Origin of the sequence: Pseudophaeobacter profundi, from assembly GCF_029697505.1 — a bacterium.
GTDB lineage: Bacteria > Pseudomonadota > Alphaproteobacteria > Rhodobacterales > Rhodobacteraceae > Pseudophaeobacter > Pseudophaeobacter profundi.
In genome coordinates, this window is the sequence record NZ_JARJEF010000014.1 from 25538 (window position 1) to 46497 (window position 20960).

The 20960-nt window shown below is 61.2% G+C and carries 12 protein-coding genes; 8 read left to right on the forward strand and 4 right to left on the reverse strand.

The window, feature by feature from the left end:
- The first annotated feature begins 250 nt into the window (after positions 1-250).
- On the forward strand, positions 251-1594 hold the full coding sequence (gene glmM, locus P2081_RS17715) for a phosphoglucosamine mutase (protein ID WP_278924200.1): 1344 nt from the start codon (positions 251-253) through the stop codon (positions 1592-1594).
- A 241-nt stretch (positions 1595-1835) separates the two neighbouring features.
- Here the strand turns inward: glmM and P2081_RS17720 are convergent, their stop codons facing one another.
- Positions 1836-3941: a DEAD/DEAH box helicase gene (locus P2081_RS17720; RefSeq protein ID WP_278924201.1), complete on the reverse strand. Its 2106-nt coding sequence runs from the start codon at positions 3939-3941 to the stop codon at positions 1836-1838.
- A gap of 373 nt (positions 3942-4314) precedes the next feature.
- On the opposite strand from P2081_RS17720, the gene P2081_RS17725 reads away from it, so the two are divergent.
- Both P2081_RS17725 and P2081_RS17730 read left to right on the forward strand, forming a co-directional pair.
- The gene (locus P2081_RS17725; RefSeq protein WP_278924202.1) at positions 4315-5136 is read left to right on the forward strand and encodes a substrate-binding periplasmic protein; all 822 of its coding nucleotides are present in this window, start codon (positions 4315-4317) and stop codon (positions 5134-5136) included.
- Positions 5133-7514: an EAL domain-containing protein gene (locus tag P2081_RS17730; protein WP_278924203.1), complete on the forward strand. Its 2382-nt coding sequence runs from the start codon at positions 5133-5135 to the stop codon at positions 7512-7514. Before P2081_RS17725 ends, P2081_RS17730 begins: the two co-directional genes overlap by 4 nt.
- Positions 7515-7556: 42 nt before the next feature.
- Here P2081_RS17730 and P2081_RS17735 read toward each other — a convergent pair whose 3' ends face one another.
- On the reverse strand, positions 7557-8249 hold the full coding sequence (locus tag P2081_RS17735) for a CpXC domain-containing protein (protein ID WP_278924204.1): 693 nt from the start codon (positions 8247-8249) through the stop codon (positions 7557-7559).
- 12 nt (positions 8250-8261) lie between these two features.
- On the reverse strand, positions 8262-14225 hold the full coding sequence (locus tag P2081_RS17740) for a hypothetical protein (RefSeq protein WP_278924205.1): 5964 nt from the start codon (positions 14223-14225) through the stop codon (positions 8262-8264).
- Positions 14226-14772: 547 nt separating this feature from the next.
- On the opposite strand from P2081_RS17740, the gene P2081_RS17745 reads away from it, so the two are divergent.
- Together P2081_RS17745 and P2081_RS17750 are read left to right on the forward strand one after the other, a co-directional pair.
- Positions 14773-15066 (forward strand): hypothetical protein, encoded by a 294-nt coding sequence (locus P2081_RS17745; protein ID WP_278924206.1) that lies wholly within the window; start codon positions 14773-14775, stop codon positions 15064-15066.
- 30 nt (positions 15067-15096) lie between these two features.
- Entirely contained in the window at positions 15097-15666 is a 570-nt protein-coding gene (locus P2081_RS17750) for a hypothetical protein (protein ID WP_278924207.1), read from the forward strand.
- A gap of 88 nt (positions 15667-15754) precedes the next feature.
- Here P2081_RS17750 and P2081_RS17755 read toward each other — a convergent pair whose 3' ends face one another.
- Entirely contained in the window at positions 15755-18442 is a 2688-nt protein-coding gene (locus P2081_RS17755) for a methyl-accepting chemotaxis protein (protein WP_278924208.1), read from the reverse strand.
- A gap of 1164 nt (positions 18443-19606) precedes the next feature.
- Here P2081_RS17755 and P2081_RS17760 point away from each other — a divergent pair.
- The 3 genes from P2081_RS17760 to P2081_RS17770 are packed head-to-tail and all read left to right on the forward strand — an operon-like array spanning position 19607 to position 20960.
- Positions 19607-20302, forward strand: a complete 696-nt coding sequence (locus tag P2081_RS17760) for a hypothetical protein (protein ID WP_278924209.1) — start codon at positions 19607-19609, stop codon at positions 20300-20302.
- Between the two features lie 47 nt (positions 20303-20349).
- Entirely contained in the window at positions 20350-20562 is a 213-nt protein-coding gene (locus P2081_RS17765) for a helix-turn-helix transcriptional regulator (RefSeq protein ID WP_278924210.1), read from the forward strand.
- Positions 20562-20960, forward strand: coding sequence for a helix-turn-helix transcriptional regulator (locus P2081_RS17770; RefSeq protein WP_278924211.1), 399 nt, complete (start codon positions 20562-20564; stop codon positions 20958-20960). Before P2081_RS17765 ends, P2081_RS17770 begins: the two co-directional genes overlap by 1 nt.

Below are 20960 nucleotides of genomic sequence, written 5' to 3' on the forward strand. Positions count from 1 at the left end.
AGGCAATTTTGGCCTCACTTCAGCTTCCGGGGCTCATCCGGTGACACAGCATCGGTCGGCGCCCAATGCTGTCCTGTAGCCGCTGCTCCCCTGTCTCCACAGCAGGATATCGCTCACAGCGGGGTCTCGAAACTGCGCCTCTGGCCCTGTACAAGCGGGGCTTTATGCTGGCACAACAGCCTGTCGCCGCAGGCCTGGGCTTTCTATGCCTGGCTGCACTCTGGCAGAAACGACATTCATAGGATGCAAAATGCGCAACTTATTTGGCACTGACGGGGTGCGAGGCACAGCCAATATCCACCCGATGACCGCAGATATGGCGCTGCGCATCGGCGCAGCCGTGGGGCGATATTTCCGCCGCGAGGCCGGCGGCGTGCACCGGGTAGTGATTGGCAAGGATACCCGGCTTTCGGGCTATATGTTCGAAAGCGCCCTCACGGCCGGGCTCACTTCGACCGGCATGAACGTGCTGCTGCTGGGGCCGGTGCCAACCCCTGCCGTGGGGCTGATGACCCGTTCGATGCGCGCCGACCTCGGGGTGATGATCTCGGCCAGCCATAACCCGGCGCAGGACAATGGCATCAAATTCTTTGGTCCCGATGGCTTCAAACTCTCCGACCAGGCCGAAATCGAAATCGAGGCCCTGATCAACGCCGGTGTCACCCCGGCCCAGGCCCAGAATATCGGCCGGGCCAAACGCATTGATGACGCCCGCTTTCGCTATGGCGAGCGGGTCAAATCCTCACTGCCGCGTGGCATTCGCCTGGATGGGCTCAAGGTGGTTCTGGACTGCGCCAATGGCGCGGCCCACCGTACCGCCCCCGAAGTGCTGTGGGAACTCGGCGCTGAAGTCGTCCCCCTCGGGGTCAGCCCCGATGGGCTCAATATCAATCGCGACTGTGGCTCGACCCAGCCAGCGGCAGCGGCGGCGGCGGTGCTGGCCCATGGTGCCGATGTCGGCATCTGCCTGGACGGCGATGCCGACCGGGTGATCCTGATCGACCAGACCGGCAAGGTGGCCGATGGCGATCAGCTGATGGCCCTTCTGGCCGGTCGCTGGGCCGAGGCCGGAACCCTGGCCGGCAATGCCCTGGTGGCAACGGTGATGTCCAATCTCGGGCTGGAACGCCACCTGCAGGGGCAGGGGCTACAGCTGGAACGCACCGCCGTTGGCGACCGCTACGTGGTGGAACGGATGCGGGCCGGCGGCTTTAACCTAGGCGGCGAACAATCCGGCCATATCGTGATGAGCGATTATGCCACCACTGGCGACGGGCTGATGGCCGGGCTGCATATGCTGGCCGCCCTGGTGGAAACCGGCCAGAGCGCCTCACAGCTGCTATCGCAGTTTGATCCGGTGCCACAGCTGCTGCAGAACGTGCGCTTTACCGCCGGTCAAACCCCGCTGGAACTGGCCTCGGTCCAGGCAAGCATTCGCGACGCCGAGGCCGTGCTCAAGGACAAGGGCCGCCTGCTGATCCGTAAATCCGGCACCGAGCCGCTGATCCGGGTGATGGCAGAATGCGAAGACGAAGGACTGCTGAACACCACCGTGGCCGAGGTAGCCGCCGCAGTAGAAGCCGCAACCCGCTAGCCCGGGCCAGGCCTGCCAGATTTCATCTTACCGCAAATACCTCGGGGGAGGCCCAGAGGGCCGGGGGCAGCGCCCCCTTTTTCCCCTTCCTTCCCCAGTGAGACGGGTCAAATAGCGGACTAGATAGAGAGGCCCAAACGAGACCGCCGCCAAGGATTTCTCCTTGGCGGCGGTTGATGCAACATGCCCTGATCAGGCCCGGTCTCTTACAGCGTTTCGCCTTTGATGCGAAACGCCGCCATCACCCCTTGGGCCGACGCGGCTTGGCGCTGCCACCCTTGGTGGCCTTGGCCTCGGCGGCGCGGGCGCGGTTCTTCTTGCTATTGGATTTACCCTTGGGCGGTGGCGGGCCTTTGGGACCGCCGCGCTCCTCGCTTGGCTTGCCGCCAAACTTGCCCGCGGGCTTGCCTGCAGGTTTCCCGGCTGGCTTGCCGCCCGGCTTACCACCTGGTTTTGCCCCCGGCTTGCCGCCATCCTTACGCCAGCTCTTACCGGGATCCCCAGCACCGGCGCGATAGCTCGGTTTGCTGTCAGCCTTGGCAGCGGGTTTGCTGCGGGGGCCGACTTCGCTCACCACGGCATTGGGTTCGCGCGGGGCCTCGGCTTTATGGCGCGGGCGTTCCGAGCGATCACCGCGCGGCTTATCCCCGCCATAGGGTTTCTTGTCCTTGTAGCCACCGGCCTCGGCGCCGCGATGCGGGCGCTTGTCCTCATAGCCACCGGGTTTCCGGCCTGCGCCACCTGGCTTGCGCGGGGCCGAAGTCCGGCCCGCCGGAATATTGGGCGGCGTGTTCAGACGGGTCAGTTTGGTACCGTCATCCAGCACCATCTCGGTGCCCATGGAGTTCAGGAAACCCGCGACCTGGGCCTCGCGGATCTCGGCAAAGGTTTCGTCATTCTGGATGCGGATCGCACCGATATCGGCCTTGGTGATATCCCCGGCGCGGCACAGCATCGGCAACAGACGGCGCGGATCGGCCCCCTTGTCGCGGCCGGTATCCAGCGAGAACCAGACACTGGGGCCAAAGGGCGCGCGCGGCTCGGGCTTGGCATTGGCCGCTGACAGCTCTTCTGGTGCGGACCGCCCAGCATTCCACAGGCGTAGATAGGCCGCGGCCAACTGCTGCGGCGAGAATTCCTCGACCAGCTTGGCAACCATCGCTTCTTCGCTGGCGGCAGGCACCTCGCTCCAGGCGGGATCAGCCAGCATGCGCTCGCCGTCGCGCGCCTTGATCATCTCCGCCGAGGGCGCATTATCCCAGGTTGCGGTGAGCTTGGCCATCTTCAGCAGGCGTTCGGCCTTGCGGGTGGATTTTGGCGGCACCACCAGGGCGCTGACGCCCTTGCGTCCGGCCCGACCTGTCCGGCCCGACCGGTGCAACAGGGTTTCGTGGCTGTTGGGCAGTTCGGCATGCACCACCAGATCCAGGTTCGGCAGGTCAATACCGCGCGCCGCCACATCGGTGGCGACACAGACACGGGCGCGGCCATCGCGCATCGCCTGCAGCGCATGGCTCCGCTCGGCCTGGGACAATTCACCCGAGAGGGCCACCACCGAAAAGCCGCGGTTGGACAGGCGGCTCAGCAGGCGGTTGACCATGGCGCGGGTATTGCAGAACACGATGGCATTGGGCGATTCATAATAACGCAGCACATTGATGATGGCGTTTTCATCATCGCGGGCCGCCACCGACATCGCCTGATATTCGATATCGCTGTGCTGGCTTTTCTCGGCCACGGTAGAAATCCGCTTGGCATCGCGCTGATAGCTTTTGGCCAGGCCGGCAATGGCCGGCGGCACGGTGGCGGAAAACAGCAGGGTCTGGCGCTCGGCGGGGGATTCCCCAAGGATGAATTCCAGATCTTCGCGAAAGCCCAGATCCAGCATTTCATCCGCTTCATCCAGCACCACGGCGCGCAAATCGGACAGATCGATAGAGCCACGCATGATATGGTCGCGCAGACGGCCCGGTGTCGCCACCACGATATGGGCCCCACGATCCAGGGCACGACGTTCATCACGCATATCCATGCCGCCCACACAGGAAGCCATCACCGCACCTGCTTCGCCGTACAGCCAGGCCAGCTCGCGCTTGACCTGCATCGCCAGCTCGCGGGTGGGGGCAATCACCAGCGCCAGTGGCGTGGCGGCGGGGGCGAATTTTTCATCCGCGCCCAAAATCGTATCGGCAATGGCCAGGCCAAAACCGACGGTCTTACCCGACCCGGTCTGGGCGGATACCAGAAGGTCGACACCGGACAGGGCCGGATCAGAGACCGCCTCTTGTACTGGGGTCAAAGAGGAATATCCACGGCGCTCGAGCGCCAGCGCTAATGTCTGTTTCAAGAGATGATCTGCTTTTCTATTGTGGCGGAGGCCAAACCAGGGCTGCCGCACAAAGGGCAGGGCCCCGGCAGCAATTGGCCGCGTATAGGCCTTTCATGGCGCCATGTATAGGCACCGATTCCCGTCACCTATAGCCCGCTATCGCAGGTTCGGCCAGCCTGGTTTTGATCTCGCCCCTTTCGGGCACAGCCTTTTGCGGCTGTGCTTGCAGCCTGTGACGCCAGTCCGGGTGCCGCCGGGCTTTAGTAAAATTATCGACTTTTGGCACCGAATTCCCCCGCAGAGAGGCGGGGTTCACAACCGCTGTCATACGCGAATTTAACGATATCGCGGCACAGTCACCCCCCAGAGATGAAAGGAAAAGGAAGCGTTCATGTGGGGGATCCGCGTTTTAGCAACTGCCCTATCAGAACGGGCCTCACTTTTGTTCCTCATCGGGGTCTTTGTGCTCTCGGGGCTTGGCCCCTTTAGCGCAGGGCGCGCCGCCCATGCCGATGTGATAGAGCTGCGCGCCGGCACCTGGTGCCCCTATGTGTGCCGTTCTGACACCAGCCACCCCGGCCTGTTGATCGAACTGACCCGCGAAGCTCTGGCGCCCTTTGGCCATGAAATCCGCTATGAGACGCTCAGCTGGTCGCGCAGCCTGACCCTGGTGCACACTGGCGCGGTCAATGGTCTGCTCGGCCCCGAGATGTACAAGATCAGCGGCCTAATCTTCACGCGGCCCATCACCCACCATCAAGACGCCCTGGCCTTTCGCCGCGACGAGGCCCGCCCCGTTCAGGGCCTGCGGGGGCTGCAGGGGCTGCAGCTGGGCGCTGTGCAGGACTATCGCTATTCCAACAGGCTGGCGCAATATATCGCCGAAAACCGCAGCCGCCCCAGCCGGGTGCAGCTGATCAATGGGCAAGACACGATCGCGCGCAACCTGAAAAAACTTTTAAATCATCGGGTTGATCTGGTTCTGGAGGCCCAGGCGGTGCTGATCCATCGCGCCCGCCAGCTTGGCCTGTCCGATCTGATCAACATTCAACCCTACAGCGCGCCCCGGGCCATACGACTGGGCTTTTCACCAGCCCTGCCCAGCTCGGCCCGCTATGTCCAGCAATTCAACGCAGGCCTGGCCCAGCTGCAACACTCAGGGCGCTATCACGAAATTCTGGTCCGGTATGGCCAGGCGGGGTCATTCCAATGAAGATTTTTTCACTGCAACTTATATCCAGGATGTCCTTTCGCATCCGCCTGTTTCTCGGGCTGATCCTGCCGGTTATTGCCATTCAGGGCATCAGCATCAGCCATCAGGCACTGGACCAAAAAGCCCATTTCATCGAGGGGCTGCAAACCGAGCGCGACCTGGCGCTGCATTTTGTCAGCGAAGCCCTGGCCCGGCCCATGTGGGACTATGACAGCATCCAGATTGAAGGCCTGGTACAAAGCATCCTGAACGAGGGGCGAACCGCCCGGGTGCAGATTTTTGACGCCAGTGGCACGCCGCTCTATGAACAGCAAAAACCAGACTATCATCCGGCCGCCGATGATCTGCAGGCCAGCCGACAAATCACCTATGCCATCGGTGACCAGCTGCATGTGCTGGGCACGCTGGAGCTGACCCACACGCTGTCCACCGTGAAAAAACTGCTGAACAAAGACCTGCTGGGGCATATCGGCTCCTCGCTCTTTGTGCTCTTCATGATTGGCCTGGTGATCTATCTGGTGCTGCAGCGGCTGTCGCGTCCCATCGAGGCCCTGACACAGACCCTGATCGACATGCGCCACGATGATTTTGACGGCCCGATCCCCGGACTGGAGCGTCGGGACGAAATTGGCCTGATGGCCCAGGCCCTGCACCAACTCTCCCAGAACAAACTTGAGGTGGCCGAGCTGCGCGACCAAAACGACGAAAGCGCCCGGCGGGCGAACCGGCGGATCAATCGGGCGCTGCAATCCACCCGCGACGGGGTGCTTCTGGTCGATGAAACCGGCGAGGTGGTGCTGTGCAACCCCAATGCCGAGCAATTCTTTGGCGATGCCCAGGTCGGGCGGCAACTGAACCTGCATTCCTGGCTGCCGGAAAACCTGGCCAGCCATACCGAAGAGACAATCAAAAAGAACGAAAGCTTTTCCTTTGAGACCACCACCACCCACAACCGCTCACAACAGCGGCTCAACCTTCTGGTGCGCGGTGGCCCCATTCGGGACGAACACGGGCACTACCTTGGGGCGATGCTGCTGGCCTCGGATCATTCCGACCAGGCGCGGCAGGCAGAACGGGTGCGCTTTCTCGCCGAACACGACAGCCTGACCGGGCTGCCCAATCGGCGGCTGATGGAACAGACGCTGACAACCTGGCTGCAGGATGACAGCGACGAGGTCTCTATCCTGCTGGCCGATCTGGATCATTTCAAACAGATCAACGATACGCTGGGGCATCCGGCGGGGGATGCGCTGTTACAGGTGGTGGCGCGCAAATTTGAAGCCTGCACCAGTTCCTATGTGACGGCGGCCCGACTGGGCGGCGATGAATTTGCCATTCTGGTGCGTGGCAACGACAGCCAAAAACGGATGAGCAATATCGCCAATCGCCTGGTCGAAGAAATGGCCCAGCCACAAGAGGTCAACGGCCAGGTCCTGCACACCGGCATGAGCGCCGGCATCGCCACCCTGTCTGGCCCCCAAAGCACGCCCTCGGAAGGTATTCGCCGCGCCGATCTGGCGCTTTATGAGGCCAAGCGTGGCGGCCGTGGCATGGTCGAGATCTTCCACGAAGACCTAGAGACGATCATCAAACGCAAGAGCCTGCTGGAGCGGGAATTGCGCGCCGCCCTGACCGAGGGGGACATCCGACCAGTGTTTCAGATCCAGACAGATCTGGGCAGCGGCCAGATCATCGGGTTTGAAACCCTGGCGCGTTGGCATCACCGCCAGCTTGGCAGCATTTCCCCAGCCGAATTCATCCCCATCGCCGAAGACAGCGGGTTGATCCGCGATCTTACCTATCAGATCATGATCCAGGCCTTTCACACGGCGGCCCGCTGGCATGATGCCGGGTTTCAGGGCCGGGTGGCGGTCAACCTGTCGCCAAAGCTGTTTGGCACCCAGGTTGATGAATTTGTCAATGACTGCCTCTTTGAAACCAATTGCCCGGCCTCGGCCGTAGAGGCCGAAATTACCGAAACCGTGGTGCTGGCCAGCGGTCAGTCTGCCCTGCGCGAAATCCAGGCCCTGCAGGAACTGGGCGTCACCGTGGCGCTGGATGATTTTGGCATGGGGTATTCCTCGCTCAGCTATTTGCAGAAATTCCCGGTCGACAAGATCAAGGTCGATGCAGCTTTTGTCTCCAAGCTGCCGGAATCCGAAGAAACCCGCGCCATCGTCAGCGCCATCGCCAAGCTGGGCCATGCCCTGGGCATGCGGGTCACCGGCGAGGGGGCGGAAACCGATGAACACCGGCTGCTGCTCAAGGCCTGCGGCGTCGACTATTTGCAAGGCTATTTCGACGGCCCGCCCCTGACCGAACGCGCCGCCACCGCACGGCTGTTTCCGGGACGGCAATCGCGCAGCCTGCGCGGCTAGCGCCCCTGCATTCCCCCTGACCGGGGCGGGCGGGTATGCTCATCAGGGGGGGGCTTCTCCCATGAAGAGTTTTTGAATATCCACAAACGGGTTGCTGGCCAGCAAGGCCTGCACTGCCTGCCAGGGGGCCGGGTCGGCGGCAATATGGTCATAAAGCCCCCGCTCGACCTGGAAATCATTCAGGTGCGTTTCGCTGCTGGCGGAAATCCAGGCCAGGTCGAGCATATCAGCCCGCATCCCCATCAGGCGCAGTTCCACCCCCTCGGCCATCGGGGCCTCGGGCAGGCGGCGCAGCAGGTCCAGCTTGGCCACCTCCCAAAGTGTGTCGTCAAAGCCGATGTCCTGCAGCACCAGCTTTTCGCGCAGGGCCGGCCAGCCAAAGACCAATCGCTGCTGCAGGTCCTGCCCCACGCTCTGGGCTGCGGCGGGGGCCTCGGCGCCATAGCTCAGATCAAACACCGCCTGCGTGTCAGCGACAATTTCCAGATGGTCGCGCAGCTGGCTGGCGGGCAGGGCGGCGATCCACTGATGCCGCCCCACATCCAGATAATTGAAATCCGGCTCCAGCCGAAAGTCATGGCCACATTCACTGCAGGTGGCAGTCTGGAAACGATCCTCCAGAATCTCTGTGCGCAGATCCGGCCGCCGGTCCGCATTGACACTGCCAACCGCCTCATACGTGAACACGGCTGCGCAGTTCGGGCAGGTCAGGTTCATCGGAACAAAAAGTGACATCCTCTACTCCCCTCAGACCAGCGTCTTCAGCCAGGCAACGGCCGGGTGCTGATCTTTTAGTTTTTTGCTGTGATAGGCGGCATATAGCTCTGAGAACCATTCCCCCGGCGCGCGGAACTGATAGCCGCTGATGGCCTGCTTGCGGGCGGCAAAGGCATAGCTGCTCCAGCTGCCCCCATCGTAGCTTTCATGGTAAACCCGGCCTGCGATATTCAGCTTGGCAGCGATGGTGGCACTGGCCCAGGGGTCGTTTGTTGCCCGTGCCATATCCACATGGGCGCAACATTTGCTGCGCCGCTGTTCCCAGATTTCAGGGTCCACATCGGCGGGGCATTCCGGCTGGGCAGGATCGGCATTCCCGCTGGCATATTGTGCCACATAATCAGCATCATAGCTGTAATGCCCGGCGATGGCATCGGCCACGGGTTTGACATTGCCCCCATGTTCCTGCCAGCCGCCATAGGCGGCATTGCCCGCCACCCCCTTCATGAAACTGCGCTGATCATCCACCGCATGCCCCGCTTCATGCAGGGTATTCCAGGAAAAGAAATCCACCTGATCCTGATCGGCCGGTTCGCAATCGGGATCGACCTCGCCCACCTCATGCGGGCGGCCAAAGCCATAGACAGAGCTGAGACTGGCATTGCCCTCGCGCATTACCACCTCTTTGGCATCGCCCCCATAGTAAGAGCCCTCCTGGCTCGCCACATCCTCATAGCCAAAGATCTGCATCGAGGCATTGTCGCGGGTGTCCTGCGGCGGCAGCACCGACATCACCTCATACAAGCGGCGGATATTGGGGCCCTTCTTGCTGCCGTCCGCCACCAGATTGGCGGCCTGGTGGCGTGTCGCATCATCATCCACCGCCGCCGCATAGATGTTGAGCTTACAGCCATATTTGGCCTCAAAGGCCACCCGCAGGACCCTGCGCTGCACCGAGGCATCCAGCCCCTTGATCATCTCATCCAGCTGCTTGTCGCCGTCCGGGCGTTCGAGGATCTTTTTGATATTTGCAGGATCCGGGGCCTTATTGTCGGCCATCTTATCCTTGGCCACCGCATCCACGGCCAGGGCCTGAGCCGTTTTCACATGGGCCTCGGCGCTGTCGTGATCGCGTTTCGACGCCGCCGCCCGGGCCTGCACCACCTCGCCGGACAGGCGTTCCAGATCCGCGCGGATGGCATAGCGGTGTTCGCTGCCCAGCAAGGCCGCATGCTGGGTCTCCAGCGCGTCGCAGTCCTTGAGCAGCTGATCATGACGCGCCGCCATGCGCATCAGCGCATGATGGCGATCCATCACCGTCTCGATTGCGGTGCTGGCCCCGGCCGGATCGCCGCCCGTCCGGGCATCTTTCAGCGCCGCAGCAACCGCCGCCTTCAGCGCATCGGCATCTTCCGCAATGATGCTGTATTTGACAAAGGGCGCGGTGGTGCTGGTGATCCGGGAAATGACCCGCGTCGCCAGTTCTGCCAGATGCTTGTGATGGCTGATCTCCACCTGCAGGGCCTCGCAGGCTTTCAGCGCAGCGGGAATCGCAGCTTTTGCCGCTGCAGGATCTGATGTCAGCTGCTCTTCAACCGCATCAACCTGGCGTTCCGCGGCCTCCAGCCCTTTGGCATATTCCGCCTCGCTTTCCCATTTCAGCGTATCAAAGACCGCGCGCAGATCAGCGATGGCTTTGCTGATGGCTGCGGTATCCCCATCCTCGGCACCATCCAGATCATCGCTGACGGCGGCCAGAGCCGCAGAGTTCCTGGCCGCCGCCAGCGCATCCTCGCAGTCCTGTGGCAGCACATCCAGCAGCGCCTTGGCCTGGTTCATATGGCCCTGGGCGGCCAGCTCCATCATATTGGCGTATTTGCCATCGATCCGGGCAATCAGCGGGGTGATGAACTTGGCCTGGGCATGATCCTTGACCGCCTGGATCCTGGTTGCAGCCGCCTGGCTCCCATCGACAAAGAGCTTATAGCTCTTGCAGGCATCGATCACCGGCTGGCAGTCGGTGGCCAGGGCCTCCATTTCAGGGCGGGCCGTGTCAAAACGGCGCTTGGGCACGGCGGTTTCGGCATGGGCCTGGCTATAGCGGGTCCGCAGGGCCGCGGCCTGGGCAGTCAGCCCGGCATTGGAGGAAACCCGTCCCGCCTCGGTCTCGGCCTCCTGCACCTTGGCTTCGGCGGCGGCGCGCTTGGGGTCATAGGCGGTACGGGCCGCCAGAATGGCCTTGCCGCGATCGATGGCAAAAGAATCGTCATTTGCCACCTTGCTGGCCGCCGCAAAGGCGCGCTGCTGCAACAGATTGGCAATCTTCACCTTGGCGGCGGCGATTTCGTCGCGCTCTTTCTGCACCAGCGGATCGCCCGCGATATTGACCTCATCATCATAGATCCATTCCTGACGGCGCTGGATCGCGGTGACGTAATCCGCCCGCACCGCCTCATAGGCGGAGCCACGTTTGGCATCTGCTTTCAGCTTGGCCAGTGCCGCCGCATATTTGCCTGCGGCCCAATCGGTATCAAAACTGGCGCGAAACCCTGCCACCTTGTCCACCTCGATCTGCAGGCTTTCCTTGGCATCAATCGGATTGGTATAGGTCAACGCCTTGTCGCGGCTGCGGATAAGACGGCGTTCAGAGGCCGCAAGCCTGGTCTTGAGCGGCCCGGCCGCGATATAGAGCGCCAGCTTCTTGCGCGCGCCCGGCACCAGAGCCTGAGCCGCATTTAGCTTTTCCAGCCCGGTGGCAAAATCCAGCCCCGGCGCAACCACCGCCTGATCCGCGGCCGTCAGCAGTGCATTGATCGCCTGCAAATCGCTGGCCAGACAGCTATCATTGGCGTCGCTGCCAGTCTTGAGCTCCGTCTCGACTGCCGGGCGAATGGCGCTGCGCAGGCTGTCAAAGGCGCCTTTGCAGGCCGCCTGTTGCAACACCGCCTCCAGCTGCTTGATCGCCGCGTCCAGATGCGCCCGCACCGCGTCCAGATCGGGGCTGGCCCCCATCGAGGCGGTCCGGCCCTTTTGTGCCTTGGCCGCGGCGGCGGCGCGCAGGGTGGCAAATGTGCCGTCATCCTTGCCTGCGACAAATTTTTCCAGTTCGCCATAGTTCTTGAAGGCCGCCACCACATCGGTATCAACCGCCGCCAGCACATCGTCCTTTTTCAGCTTGGCCATCTCGGCCCGCATCTCGATGAGGGTCTTGGCCACATCCGCCGTTGCATCCCCTGCGATGATGCTTTCCTTTGCGCTTTTGTAATCGCGCGCCGCCGCTTCGGTGCTGGCCTGGCGCAACTGGCTGTCACAGATGGCCAGTTCATCAACCGCCGCCGCAGCATCGGGCAGTTTGCGCAGTTCTTTCAGCCGGGCCACCAGCGCATCGCGCCTGGTCTTATAGGCAAGATAATCATCGGCCCGGGTCTTATAGGCGGGCCAGTCGCCCTGATTGGCCGCCAGGATCCGGGTGGCGCTGTCAAATTTGCGCATAATCGCATCCGAGGCAGCACTGGCAGAGGCGGCCTCCATCCGGGTGATCACATCGTCGATGCCCGCCTTGCCGGCATGGGCCTTGAAATCATTCAGCTTGGCATCAAAGAGCGCGCGCATATCCACATAGGCCTTGGCCTTTTTACCGCGCGCCTCAAGGTCATTGCATTCGCGCCGCGCTAGCGTCAGCTTTTCAGCCGCCTGCACCACATCCGGTTCCACCCCCGGCTGACAGGCATCATAGGCTGCCTGACAGCGGTCAATCCCCGCCTGCAACAGCGCCTTCACATTCGCGGGCAGGGCGTTGAGCTTGGTCAGGGCAGTGTTCACCTTGCCCAGAAGAAAGGTTGTGTCCCCCTCACGATCAAGCAGCAGATCCACCTGATCGGCCAGCGCGGGGATCTTGTTCAGCAGCCGGACCGCCGCCTCGTAGTCTTCACCGGCGGCCTTGGCGACGGCCTCGTCATAGGTGGTTCCCAATTCATCAATGCAGGCTTGGATCGGTGCCCGGGGGGAGGCCTTGGTGCGGCGCGGGGTGACCAGCACCAGCCGGTCGGCCTGGATCGCCCGGTAATGGGCAAGATCATCGGCCAGAACCTCCAGCGCATCGCCCCGGCTGAGGAAAGAGACAATACCGCTGGCCGCCTTTTTGAAGTCGAACCTGGCTGCCTCGGCTTCGGCTGCGCTGATCTCTGCCTCCATCTCGGCCAGCTTGGTCTTGACCGGATCAACATTCTTCAGCGCATGGGCCTTGATCGGCACCAGACGGGCGGCAAACAGCGGATGCTGCTGGTCCCAGGTCTGCTTGTCCAGGGTCAGCTGTTTGATCTGTGGCTCAAGATCGCCCAGCAGCCCCTCGGCCGCTTTGGCAGCCTGCTCGATCTCTGTGGCCTTTTTCTCCGGGTCCGGGCTCAGCAGTGCCTCAGCCTGGTGCAGCACAGTGGCCCAATCCTCTGGGCTGGGGCTGCCAAAGGCAGCGATCAGCCCTTCAATCCGGGTCAGCCCGCCCCGGGCCGCATCAATTTTTTCCAAAGCCTGCTTTTTCACCGGGTCATCGGTGCTCTGCGCCAGTGGATCGGCCTCTGGTGCGGCTTTGGGACTGGCTGTGGGACTGGCCTCCGGGGCTGCCTTCGCAGCCACTTCAGGTGCCGCCTCCGGTTCCGCCACCGGAGGAACTTCTGGCGGAGCCGCTGGAGGAGCTTCAGGCGCCGCCTCCGGTTCCGGTCCACTCTCTGGGGCGACAGCTTTCTTCTGCGGCGGGGCCGGGGGGCTGGTCGGACCGGCGGCGGTCCTCCCTGGTTTGACCTTTTGCCCAGAGGCCGGTGTCGTCTCACTGTCCAGAAGCGGGCGCAGACGGCCTGCAATCATATTGGCGGTGTCAAAATCGCCACTCCGGGCCGCCTTCAGCGCCATTTCCCAGGCCGCCGCAACCTTGGCGGCACGCGGGTCATCGCGGTTCTGCAGATCGGCCACCACAGGACCATAGCGCGCCACGGTCTTGTCCCAGGCGGCCCCAGTCTGGGCGCTGTCATCCCCGGCCTCCATGGCCTCGGCGGCGGCATTCTTGGCGGCAACAGCCGCCTGCGACAGCAGCGCCGAAAGCGGCCCGACGGCTTTCAGCGCCGCCCCAAAGTCCCCCTCGCGGGCCTTGCCCTTGGCAAAGTCCCAGACCGCCTTGATCTTGTCGAGATCCCCATGACCGGCTGTCAGGGTCTTTTGCACATGCGGGTCCAGCTTGACAAAACTCGCCTGCCAGCGCGCGGCCTGCGGATCGGTGCTCTCGGGACTGGGCGGAGTACTGGGATCAGAACTGGGGGCAGAATCCGCCTTGGATTTTTCGATCTGCTGCAGCGCCTTTTCGAGTTTGTCCAGCAGTCCCGACGCCTTGGCAGGATCGCCCTTGGCCAAATTCTGCACCGCCAGGGTCAGCCCCTCGATCAACTTGGCGCGCACCGGCCCGTCCTCCAGGGCGGCAATGCCCTGCTGCAGGCCCTTGCTGCGCGCCTTCAGCGCCGCAAGCTCTGCCGCCGCCTCTGGGCTGGGGGCGTCCTGCGCGGCCGCAGGCGCATCAGGGGCGGGAGCCTCCGGAGGCGCGGTCGCAGGGGTCGGGGCTGGATTTGCCGCCTGATCTTCGGCCTGATCTTCGGCATCCAGCGTGAATTCCGCCTCGCCGGGGGCCTGCACCGCCAGCTTCATCGTCAGATCATTGCTGCGAAAGAAGAGACGGAAGTTTTTCACCAAACCGGCCGGCGGATCACTGCGGCAGGCCAGTTTTACCACCTGGCCATCCACCGTCAGGGTGCCGTAGCAAGATTTTTTCGGCTGCACGCCCGGCATTTTCTTGACCTGCAACAGCAGTTTGTCGCCGCCCCGCTCTTTATGCATGATCAAGGCGCAGTCTTCCGGCTTTTTACCCAGGGCCAGTGCAAAACTCAGTTCTTTGTTGCGGGCCAGTTTGAGCTTTTTCTTCAGTTCCTGCGCGGATTCCTTGTCTAACGGCACAACATCCCCCCAACCAATTAACAGATAACAAACATAAAATTCGACAATACCGGGGCCGCAACACGACGCCATCCCCGCCAAGATGCACTCAGATCCCGGTTCGGTCCAGTTTTTTACCACCCCGCAAGGGCAGCCCCCCGACAGGACGGGATCAGCAAGCCGACGAGAGCAGCGCCGCAACAGCAAAGACAGAGAAGGGCCGACGGCCAAAACGCAGACGCGGGGCCCTTGGGCCCCGCGTCTGGTAAAGAGTTTGGTACTGAAAAGAACTTGTCGACACACCACCACTCACGGTTAAGCAAAACTGTCGGACTCATCATGAGTTTAGGCACTAGCCTTCAGGTGTCAATATGATACTTTACCCGCTCCCCTGTTTGCCTTTGGGCTGTTTACTTTTTCGGCATCTTCGCAGACACGGTCCATCCTGGCGATCTCCGCCTCGCAATCAGACCCAGCACGTTTCCAAAGTTGGCACTGTGCTGGGGCAAGGGCTGCACGGTTTGGAGAACGGCACCAAAGATGTCACTGATTTAAAGTTAGAAAGATCATGTCTGAAATTTCAAAACTGCTGGAACTGAGAAAACTGCTCTTGGACATGGAAGATTCCATGGGCCTGCAAGATCTCTCCACGGTTGAACGCGACATCTATTATGTGGCCAACGACCATGCCCGCAGCGCAGGCACGGTGAAAACCACCACCCTGCAGGACCATGCCCTGCTGGCCAATGTATCACGGCCAACCTTTTTCCGGGCGCTCAAATCCCTGCAGGGCAAGGGGTATCTGGAACACTGCAAGGACTCTGTCCGGGGCTATTATACCGTTAAAACCCCGGCGAAATAGCCCTCGGGGGGAAACTGCGAAAGGGCTAAATTGGCACGAGGAAAAACAGGGGCATTGCAAAGGCTGGCCACAGAGACATGCATTGTCTCGCTGGCCTATCTGAGTGCTTTCTTTGCCACCTTTGAAATCCTGATGCCGCTGCAAAACCTGTTTTTTGCCAAATCTGCCCATTCTGCCAGCCTGTTGTTCCTGCCACATGGGGTGCGGGTGCTAACGGCCTGGCTGCTGGGCTGGCGCGCACCGCTGGTGCTGCTGCCGGGGGTGAGTTTTGTCTTTTTCTATGTGGCCGGCTGGGGGGCGCTGACGCCAAGCCGACTGGCCGCCATTGCCATTGCTGTCTGCATCCCCACCCTCTGTTTCCAGCTGCTGCGCCTGCTGGGCCACGATCTGCGCCCCGCCCCGGGCAAGCCCCCCTGCTGGCCCTGCATCATGGCGGTTGGGCTGATGATTGCCATCGCCACCTCGCTGCTGACCAACTATGCCTTTGGCAGCCCACCGATGGATTATGCCGCCTATCTGATTGGCGATATCGGCGGATTGTTTTTCCTGATGCTGATATTGATGGTGATCTTTCGCAGGCTGCGCAGCTACGGCCTCTAGAGCCTGCGCCCGGCCTGTGCGACGATGCCCGGCCTGCACGCCTCGGTGCTATCAGCCGGGTTTGCGCACCGTGCTCTCGCCTGGGCGTTCAACCTGCCTGGCGCAGGGCACCCCCCAGGCCTGTGTCCTGACCTGTGTCCTGACCTGCGTCCTGATCTGCCAGTATGGCCCCCGCGGCCAGTTCTGTGCGGAACCCGCCAAGCGCCGCATCCATCGCCTGCGCCTCTTGGGACAGGCCAATACTGGAAGAGGTGACCTCCTCAAACAGGGCCGCGTTCTTGGCGGTGGCATCGTCCAGATTGCTCATCGCCGCATTGATTTCCTTCAGGCTGCCCGATTGTTCCGAAGAGGCGCGAGAGATTTCCTGCATCAGGGCCGCAGCCCCGGTGACCGAGGTCGAAATCTCGCCGATGACCTCGCCGGTGCGGGCCACCAGATCGGCGCCCATCTCGACGTTTTCGCCGCTTTCAGCCACCAGGCTGGCGATCTCGGTGGCCGCTTCCTTGGAGCGATGCGCCAGGCTGCGCACCTCTGAGGCCACCACGGCAAAGCCCTTGCCCACCTCGCCGGCCCGGGCCGCTTCGACCCCGGCATTCAGCGCCAGAAGATTGGTCTGCTGGGCGATACTGTCGATCATGCCGATGATCTGGGAAATCTTGTGCGAACTCTCCTTGATGCTCTCCATGGCCGCATGGGTGCGCTGCACCACATCCAGGCTTTCGCTGGCATTGCGGCGGGCCAGCTCGACCGAGGCCGAGGCCTCGCCAGAGGCGGTGGCCGTCTGGGCAATCGAAACCGACAGCTGGTTCACCGCCGCCGCCGTGCCGGCCAGGGTCTGGGCGGTGCGTTCCGAACGTTCCGACAGATCCCGCGAGGCGGCAGAGATTTCCGAGGTGCCGCCGGCAATCGATTTGCCGCTGAGGCTGAGGCTGCTGACCGATTTGGCCAATCCTTCCAGCGCCGCGTTGAAGTCATCGCGCAGCTTGGCATAGCCGGCGCTCATCTCATCCTGGATGCGAATGGTCAGATCACCCTGCGACAGCTGTTCCAGCCCCCGCCCCAGGGCGGCAACTGCAGCGGTCTGATCGGCCTGGCGCTTTGCCCGCTCGGCCTCGGCGGTCCTGGAGATCTGCTCTTTTTCCACCAACCCGTCACGGAACACCGACAGCGCCCGGGCAATACGGTAGATTTCATCGCTGGCCCGCTCGAACCCGGTCACCGGGCTCAGATCGCCCTCGGCCAGATGTTCGGTGGTTTCGCTGATCCTGGCCAGGGGCCGGGTGATCAGCAGCCGGGTCAGCAGCAGGGCCAGGATCACCACCCCGGCCGAAAGCAGCATCAACAGCTGCATGCGTTGCTGGGCGCGGGTCATGTCCTGGGTGATCCCATTGGCCATTTCGGCAATTTCAGCCTGGCTGACGGCGCCCAGTTCAGAGGCATGACGGGCAATGCTCAAGACCACCTCGGCGGTCTGCTGCGAAGCCAGGCCAGCGGCCTGATCCGCCTTGAGCGACCCCACCTGAAACGCCGCAACCCCCTGGGCCGGATCGGCCAGGGCAATCAGGCCTTCCAGTTCAGGTGCCAGGCTGCCATCGGCAAAATCAACATAGCTGGCCAATGCCTCGGCGGCCTTTTGAAACGGCGCGATACTGGCTTCTGCCTCGGCGACATCCGTCGCGGCAATCACATCCAGTGCGGCCAGCTGAAAGGCGCTGATGGCACCGTTCACCCGCAAGAGTTCATGCAGCACCCCGACCTGATTATCCAACAGGTCCTGAATAGCCGCTTCATTGTTGTCACTGGCCTGGCTGGCGGCGATCGACAGGGTAAAGACCATCTTGTCCAGGGCGCGCGACAGCGGCGCCGAACTGGTCCGGCGCGCCTTCATCACGACTTTTCGGTTTTCCTTTTGATCCTTGCGGCTGGCGTTCAAGGTGCCTTTGAAAACCTCGACCCCGGCCCGGACCTGCTTGGCGCCAAAGCCATCCAGGCCGATCTCTTCCAGCTGATCCATCACCGGCTCCAGATGGGCCAGGGCCTGCGTCGCCATTTCCTCCAGCGCCTTGCGGGTTTTCACATCCCGCACATGGCCAAGCGCCAGGGCCGCGCCCGACAACAGGTTGATATCGCCGCGCGCTTCCAGCAGGGCCTGCAAGCCGCCGAACTGTTTTTCCACCAGATCGCTCAGCACGCCATCCACCTGCAGGATGGTCTCGCCGCCGCCCTGCATCAGATTGCTATAGGCAATATCGGCCACCCCCAGCAATTTTGCCTGGAGGGCTTCGCTATAGCCCTGCAGCTCGGCGGTCTGAGTGTCGATCCAGGCCCGGTTGCGAAAGGCGCTGTTGCGCGCGGTCAGCAGGCTTTGCAGGGTCTCGCTGACCTCGACGGCCTCCGCCCGGAACCGCGTCTGGGCACTGGCGGGCAGAGTGCCGATACTGGCGTCCAGATCGGCCGCAGCCTGGGCCACGCTCTCTTTGGCGCTGGCCAGATCCTCCGCGTTCTGGGACAGCAGAATCCGGGTCATGGCATTTTTGCTCTGGTTGGCGGCCACCCCCAGCCTCTGGCTCATCTCCAGCTGCGGCAGCTTTTGCCCCGACAGCTGCTGCATCTGGCTGCCCACATCGGTAAAGACCAGCGAGACCAGCACCCCGCTCACCGCCGAAGCCGCCCCCATGGCCAGGAGGATCAGAGTGATCTTGGCGCCAATGCTGGAAAAGGGCCGCCATGCACGGGTTGCCTTGGCAGGTTTTGCTGCCGCTTTGTCTGCTGTCATGATCTCTTTTGCCTTCCCTACTCGGTGCCACCCGTCACGCGGGCCGCGGCACGGCCTGGGCCAGATCACCCCAAGCGGGAGGCAGGCCTTTCACAGCCAAGCCACAAGAGAGTAAAAAAACCATGAGGGAGGGCAGGAAAGCCATGAAACTTTTAGCCACTCTTGGACCCAGCGCCCAGCAAATGGGCAAGGGGAACAGGCCTGTTTCATATCCCAAAAGGCAAAGGTGAGCCATATGCCGCCTCGGCAAGAAGGCGCTGGATTTTGCAACCTATGACCAGTTGCAAAACGGGCGCCTCAAACGCCCCGGCCTCGATCTTTGCTAGCCACCAGTCTTCAATTCTACGGTGTTCTTGCATGCTCAGTTGCGTATAGATCGCTCTCATGCGATAGTCATCACATTAGATAACACATTGTTTTTAGCAAAAGTATCAGTTGAGGGTAGCGCGTGCCCCAGCTGAGGAAATTACAGTGATAATCTGTGTTATGCAAAATTGTCTGATATTCCGTTCCGTCACATGGCATTGGCAGATTTTGTTGGATTGTTTGAGGTTCAACATGAGGCATTCATGCATAGGTTCGAGTCGACAATTCGCTTTGCCACCCCGCTTGTGTCGAGCGTTAAACCTCAGCGCCTTAACCTTTATTCCTTTTGTCGTCCCTTGACGTTTTCCCCAGGAGAGCGGGAATTGTCTGCGTCTTCTGGCAAGGTCAGTACTGGAACTAGATCCGCTTTGTTCTTGATCAGGTCGGCGACTGTGCTGCGATCTAGGACGCTTAGAAATGCATCGACTGCTTCGGCAAAGACCCATTGCAGCCCGCACTGGGGTTGGATCAGGCATTATCCACAATTGGCGGTTTCGAAGCTTTCTTCCATGATCCGCACCACTTGCCCAACATTGATGTTGTCAGCCAGACCTGTCTTCAAGGTTGGATGCATCTTAGCACACTTTCCAATTTTGTCGGACCACTTCAAGTTTCCGGATCATTTGACTATGTCGCGTTTAGCCGCCTTTCATATTATCGTACTGGGGGCCGTGCCCTAACGCAGGTTGCGTTGAATTTCTTGCGATTATGCGCGTTCAGACCTTATTGAAAAGCGCCGGGAGCTAATGCGAATGTGGTCGCAGTTCGTTACATCCCGGTGCAGCTAGAAGGCCGAAAATGCAGATCATTGCCATAAATGAACCAGAGCTCTGCTATCTCGGGCTATTCCGAATGGCCCTCAGTGAGACCAACTTGGAAGAGCGCCTAACAGCCATAACGGCAGTGCGGCATGATGTGATCGGTGGACGCCTTGAACTCTTGCCAGACGGGACGGACGGCGGCTGGGTAAATGAGCCGGAAAATGCCAACTTGGCCCTTTGGGTCGCCAAAACGTCGGTAGTCCGGCATGAAGCTACCCACATGCTTGCCGATATCCAGCGGCGATATGAGGATAGGAACGAACGCAAGCTCAACGTTGCCGAGCACATCGGAAAGCTCGTTTACCTTTCTATTCAGGATCAGAAAAATCAAGGGCTTCAAGTACGAGGCGGAATACTTGAACAAGTTTCAGACATCGCAAAAGAAAATGGCATCCGTGGCGCCAGGGACAAGGACACCCTGCGCAAAATATGGAATGCCTATCGGGGCGTCGTACATTTGGGCATAGCAATGGATTATTGCGAAGAAGCCGCAGACCCGGCTCTAAATGTCCTGCATGTTGCAGAACACTTCAGGAAAGCGCTGTGTGAAAACGCACCCCAGAAGACCAAAGATCCCTATGTGGATCAAGGCGATCAAATTTCCTTTGCATACAAATCAGACACTTGGGGACCCCGATTTAGAGATCGGGGACTGCCGTTCACCGTCGGGTAACTGCACTTCATTCGTCGTAACCGAAAACGACGAAAGGAGAGCAAACAATGCCCAACCTCTTTGAAAACACACGAAACTACACCCTGGATGACCCAGAACTAAACATTCTGGGGGACCGGGACAAGCTTGCCCAGTGGCGACACAAGAACCATGGTCCAGCGTACTATAAATTAGGTCGCAAGGTGCTCTATCGCGGATCAGATTTGAATGCCTGGGTCGAGGCACATCGCGTCGATCCAAGCCAAAGCGGTGATTTCTGATGGCAGTGATCCACAACAACGCTCCCGCTACACTAGATCTATTCAGGGATATGGAACTCGAAGAACAAAGCTCAATGCACTCCTCCGGCTCGCAAAGGCGCCCGGCAACGGGGAAACGTAAAAAGACACCTCCCAAGGGCAAAAAAAACACCGCAGATAATTTAATCAAAGAATGTTACCTCACGGTCAAAGAGGTGGCGCATCGATACGGCGTTTGCCGCCAAACCCTTTGGCGCTGGGAAAAGAACAAGAAATTTCCGCCGCGGGTGAAGCTGTCAGCAACAACGGCGCGGTGGAGACTTTCTGATCTTACCGCCTTTGAGGCAACGCTATCTGGCGGCCTACCAAAAGCCGAAAGGCCACCCGTTCACCGCCTGCTCTCAAAGCGGGAGAACTAG